The organism is Raoultella sp. (assembly GCF_039594335.1).
Lineage (GTDB): Bacteria > Pseudomonadota > Gammaproteobacteria > Enterobacterales > Enterobacteriaceae > Klebsiella.
Genome location: NZ_JBCNNS010000223.1, coordinates 1 through 4,406, shown reverse-complemented (window position 1 = coordinate 4,406; position 4,406 = coordinate 1). Strand labels below are relative to the sequence as shown.

Here is a 4,406-nt window from a genome sequence, read left to right as displayed (position 1 = left end):
GTAGCCTTTTTGCCACAGAAATTCGCCGATGGTTTCACCCACCTTCTCGTGAGAAAACCCCACCAGCATATCCAGCGGCGTCGGAGTCAGATCCCAGATTTCCACTACCGGCGTGGCGGCATTAAGAATTGTTTTTTTCAGCGCCGGAGCATGTTGAATCCCGGTCAGGACCACGCCATCCGGGCGTCGTGAAAGTAAGGTTGCGACCAGTTCTGCTTCGGTTTGGCGGCTATAGCCTGCCACGCAGAGCAGCATGTGATAGCCGCGTGCGGCGAGGGTATCGCTCAGGGCCTGGATCGTATCGACGAACATATTGTTGTTAATCTGCGGTACGACGACAGCCACCAGTTTACTGCGCCGAGAGGCCAGACCGCCAGCCAGCGCATTGGGAATGTAGCCGGTGGCTTGTACCGCCTGCATGACTTTTTCCACCGTTTTCGGCCGCACCAGCTGCGGGGTATTCAGCGCGCGACTGACCGTCATCGATGACAGCCCGGCGCTACGGGCGACATCATCCAGCGTTGGCGCACGCGACGGTTTCCTGCTTTTCACCACGAAGCCCCTGTATTGAATCGTTGTCCTGCGGGCATTATTGATGATGGCCCACGCAATTGCCAGTCTCCTTCGGCATATCCCCAATGCAATCAATCATCTGAAAGATAATATGTTATCGCTATCATTTGAATTTGTGCTTTTTCACAAACCTGATTGGATCGTGATGTCCCATGCACAATTTTACCATTATTAACCGCTAATTGTGATCATTTGTACAAATTAACGCCCTCGTCGTAGCGTCTGTGTAAAATCAGGATTAAAAATGTTAGCGCAAACATTTAATCATTTTAAGGAACTCGCTATGACCTTCAGCGCTAACTCTGAGTCCGTAACCTACGCGAAAACCCTCGGCGTCAAAACCGCCGCCGAAACCGGCGATCGCATCGAACACATCAAACTGTCGCTGGCCTTTTTACCGCTGGCCACGCCGGTCAGCGACGCCAAAGTATTGACCGGCCGGCAAAAACCGCTGACCGAAGTGGCGATTATCATCGCCGAAATTCGCTCCCGCGACGGCGTCGAAGGCGTCGGGTTTAGCTACTCAAAACGTGCAGGCGGCCAGGGGATCTATGCTCACGCGAAAGAGATTGCCGATAACCTGCTCGGCGAAGACCCGAACGATATCGATAAGATCTACACCAAACTGCTGTGGGCCGGCGCATCGGTTGGCCGCAGCGGCATGGCGGTGCAGGCTATCTCCCCTCTCGATATCGCGCTGTGGGATATGAAAGCCAAACGTGCCGGGCTGCCGCTGGCCAAACTCCTCGGCTCGCACCGGGATTCCGTGCAGTGCTACAACACCTCGGGCGGTTTCCTGCATACGCCGCTGGATCAGGTGCTCAAGAACGTCGCTATCTCGCGAGAAAATGGCATCGGCGGAATCAAACTGAAAGTGGGTCAGCCGGATACCGCTGAAGATATCCGCCGTCTGACGGCAGTGCGCGAAGTATTGGGTGATGATTTTCCGCTTATGGTCGATGCCAACCAACAATGGGATCGCGAAACAGCTATCCGCATGGGGCGAAAAATGGAGGCATTTAATCTGGTCTGGATCGAAGAGCCTCTCGATGCCTATGACGTTGAAGGCCACGCGCAGCTTGCCGCCGCGCTGGATACCCCTATCGCGACCGGCGAAATGCTGACCAGCTTTCGCGAGCATGAACAGCTGATTCTCGGCAACGCCAGCGACTTTGTGCAGCCGGATGCCCCGCGCGTGGGCGGTATCTCGCCGTTCCTCAAAATTATGGATCTCGCCGCGAAGCATGGTCGCAAACTGGCGCCGCACTTTGCGATGGAGGTGCATCTGCATTTGGCTGCCGCCTACCCTCTTGAGCCGTGGCTGGAGCACTTCGAATGGTTGAACCCGCTGTTTAATGAGCAGCTTGAACTGCGCGACGGGCGGATGTGGGTATCTGAACGCCACGGTCTGGGTTTTACGTTGAGCGAACAGGCCCGACGCTGGACTCAACAGAGCTGCGAATTTGGCAAACGCCCCTGATAATGCCCCCCGGATGACGGTACCAACCGGTTCATCCGGGCTGCCGATCGCACTATCGCATCCGCGGAAAAGGTATCGATACCGCCGGATTTGCCGATCACGACGAACGGGAACCCTTACCTCTTTCTCCCGTTTCTGACAGGCAGTACTTACATCAACAACCCTGCAAAGGAGTTGACTCATGACCACCAGCGCAAAGCACAGTAATGTGCGTTATGGCATTTTATTATTTCTTTTTTTGGCTACCGTATTTAATTATGCCGATCGCGCGACGTTATCCGTCGTTGCCCCAATGATGAGTAAAGAGTTAGGTTTTGACCCGGAAGCCATGGGGCTGGCTTTTTCGGTTTTCGGTATCTCGTATGTGGTGATGCAAATACCCGGCGGCTGGCTGCTGGATAAATACGGTTCACGACTGGTCTATGGCTGCGCGCTGATTGGCTGGTCGCTGGTGACGATGCTGCAGGGCACAATCTATCTGTATGCCAGCCCGCTTATCGTGCTGATTATTCTGCGTTTGATGATGGGCGCGATTGAAGCACCGGCGTTCCCGGCCAACAGTCGCCTCAGCGTCCAGTGGTTCCCGAATAAAGAACGCGGCTTCGTCACCTCGGTTTATCAGGCGGCACAATATATTTCCCTGGGTATTATTACGCCGTTGATGACGATTATTTTGCATAATCTCAGCTGGCACTATGTCTTTTATTATATTGGCGCTATCGGGGTAGTCCTGGGGATATTCTGGTTGATGAAAGTCAAAGATCCCCTGCACCATCCGGCCATTAATCAACAAGAACTTGATTATATTCGCGACGGCGGCGGCGAACCGGAACTGGGCAGCCAAAAAACGCAGTCGAGGTTAACGCTCGCGCAGATCAAAAGCGTCTGCGTAAACCGGATGATGATCGGTGTCTATATTGGCCAGTTTTGCGTAACCTCGATCACCTGGTTCTTTCTCACCTGGTTTCCCACCTATCTTTATCAGGCCAAAGGCATGTCGATTCTGAAGGTAGGCTTCGTCGCCAGTATCCCGGCGATTGCCGGGTTTATCGGCGGCCTGCTGGGCGGCGTGTTTTCCGACTGGTTGCTCAGACAGGGCTACAGTCTGACAACCGCCCGCAAGCTGCCGGTGATCTGCGGAATGCTGCTTTCCTGCATCATTGTTGTCGCCAATTATAGCGGGTCGGAAGTGGTGGTGATCGCCGCCATGAGCCTGGCCTTTTTCGCCAAAGGCTTTGGTAACCTCGGCTGGTGTATTCTCAGCGACACGTCGCCGAAAGAGATGCTCGGCATTGCTGGCGGCGTCTTCAATATGTGCGGCAATCTGGCCAGTATTGTCACCCCGCTGGTGATTGGCGTCATCATCGCCAACACCCAGTCATTTGATTTCGCCATCCTGTATGTCGGTTCAATGGGAATACTAGGCTTGCTTTCATATCTGTTTGTCGTCGGCCCGCTGGATCGCATTACGCTCACACCTCGCGCCGCCTGATGTCATCACGCTGGCGAAGATTCGCCCCCGCTGTTTCCCCCTGTACTCCGGCGAAACAGCGGTTTTTTAGTAGGTAATGCCCGGCGGATTCACCTGCGATTGCGCCACTGCCTCCCCCTGCTCGCCCCAACGCGCCAGCACCTGATGGTACTCTCCGCGCGCAATGGCGCCATCGAGCGCCGCCTGCAACGCATACACCAGGCCATTGCCCTTTTTGGTGGTGGTAGCGACCCAGGCCTTTTTCGGCCCCAGCCCAACCACTTTGGTTGCCCCTGTCAGCGCCGCTTTATACGCTGCCGTGGACTGCGGGCCAAAAAAGACGTCGGCGCGGCCTGACTGAATATAGAGGTTGGCGGAGGCGTCATCGGTCAAATAGACCGGTAACGCCGGTTTGCGCCCCGCCGCTTCATTTTCCCTATTCCAGCCCAGTACAATGCGCTCCTGATTAGTGCCGGATCCGACGATCACCTTACGCCCGGACAGATCCGCCGCGCCGTTGATTTTCTCGATGGCGCTGGTGGATTTAACCGAAAATGCCAGTGAATCGACGCGATAGGTGGCGAAATCGAACTTCTCTTTGCGCTGTTCGGTGACGGCGATATTGATCAGCGCCACGTCATAACGCCCGGAGGTGATCCCCAGCGGCCAGTCTTCCCAGGCCGTCGGCACCAGTTTCAGCTTGAGGCCTAAACTGCCCGCCAGCAGACGGGCAATATCCGGGTCGCTACCGATACGCGTGCGGTTGTCGCTGGCCAACAGCGCCAGCGGCGGCGAATTAAGCGCAGAAATCGCCACCGTCAGCGTACCGGGCTCGACAAAACGATAGCTGGCCGGGATCCTGGCGATCGCCGCATTGTCCAC

At 55.6% G+C, this 4,406-nt stretch carries 4 protein-coding genes; 2 read left to right on the top strand and 2 right to left on the bottom strand.

The window, feature by feature from the left end:
• Window positions 1–552: LacI family DNA-binding transcriptional regulator (locus tag ACZAHD_RS21840; RefSeq protein ID WP_462458604.1), on the bottom strand; the 552-nt coding region annotated here is incomplete at its 3' end.
• Between the two features lie 304 nt (window positions 553–856).
• Between ACZAHD_RS21840 and ACZAHD_RS21835 the strand changes: the two genes are divergently transcribed.
• Window positions 857–2,053, top strand: coding sequence for an L-talarate/galactarate dehydratase (locus ACZAHD_RS21835; protein WP_462458603.1), 1,197 nt, complete (start codon window positions 857–859; stop codon window positions 2,051–2,053).
• A gap of 181 nt (window positions 2,054–2,234) precedes the next feature.
• On the top strand, window positions 2,235–3,545 hold the full coding sequence (locus ACZAHD_RS21830; RefSeq protein ID WP_462458602.1) for an MFS transporter: 1,311 nt from the start codon (window positions 2,235–2,237) through the stop codon (window positions 3,543–3,545).
• A gap of 66 nt (window positions 3,546–3,611) precedes the next feature.
• Here the strand turns inward: ACZAHD_RS21830 and ACZAHD_RS21825 are convergent, their stop codons facing one another.
• Entirely contained in the window at window positions 3,612–4,406 is a 795-nt protein-coding gene (locus ACZAHD_RS21825; protein ID WP_462458601.1) for a transporter substrate-binding domain-containing protein, read from the bottom strand.

Bases quoted from the DNA above. Each gene is read 5' to 3' on its own strand.
- ACZAHD_RS21830 (WP_462458602.1), top strand. From the start codon at position 2,235: ATGACCACCAGCGCAAAGCACAGTAATGTGCGTTATGGCATTTTATTA.
- ACZAHD_RS21835 (WP_462458603.1), top strand. From the start codon at position 857: ATGACCTTCAGCGCTAACTCTGAGTCCGTAACCTACGCGAAAACCCTC.